Genomic DNA, 660 nt, shown 5'->3' with positions numbered 1-660 from the left:
CTCTGCCACGCATGGCGCCGAGGCGGAGCCGCATCATCTTCCGGCCAGGCGGCGCTGACCCCCGCGCAGCGTGCCTGGGCCGATGCCGAGAAGCGTGTCGGTCGAACATACCTACGAGCGACACCGTAGGCTGAGGGGATGATCTCCTCTCTGCACGGTGTCGTCCTGCATGCGACATCCGATCAGGTCGTCATCGACGTGGGCGGGGTCGGATTCGCCGTCGCCGTCCCCGCTGACGTCGCGCACACAGCGGTGGTGGGGGAGAAGCTCCTGCTGCACACCAGCCTCATCGTGCGGGAGGACTCCCTGTCGCTGTTCGGATTCGCCGACCGGGGGGAGCTGGAGATCTTCGGACTTCTTATCAGCGTCACCGGTGTCGGTCCGAAGTCGGCGCTGGGCGTGCTCTCGCACCTCACGGCCGATCAGATCGCCGAAGCCGTCACGGCCGAGGACGACGCCCCGTTCCGGCGCGTCTCCGGCATCGGCCCCAAGACGGCCAAGCTCATCGTCCTGCAGCTCGCCGGAAAGGTGCAGGCCTTCGCGGCGCCGTCGAAGCCGGCGGCCGCGGGCGGAACCGACGTCGTGACGCAGGTGGCCGCAGCGCTGGTCGGGCTCGGCTGGTCCGAGAAGGTCGCCGCGGAAGCCGCGACCCAGACGGCG

Annotated in this window: 1 protein-coding gene and 1 pseudogene; both read left to right on the top strand. The window is 69.7% G+C overall.

The window, feature by feature from the left end:
• A pseudogene (locus KZA10_RS18440) lies at window positions 1-129 on the top strand (crossover junction endodeoxyribonuclease RuvC); the annotation flags it as partial.
• Window positions 130-138: 9 nt separating this feature from the next.
• The coding region (gene ruvA / locus KZA10_RS16940) for a Holliday junction branch migration protein RuvA (protein WP_218683486.1) at window positions 139-660 on the top strand (522 nt) is incomplete at its 3' end.

It is taken from the genome of Microbacterium sp. BF1 (assembly GCF_019279095.1).
GTDB lineage: Bacteria > Actinomycetota > Actinomycetes > Actinomycetales > Microbacteriaceae > Microbacterium > Microbacterium maritypicum.
Note: the sequence above shows the minus strand (reverse complement) of the source record. Positions and strands in the feature narration are given on the sequence as shown.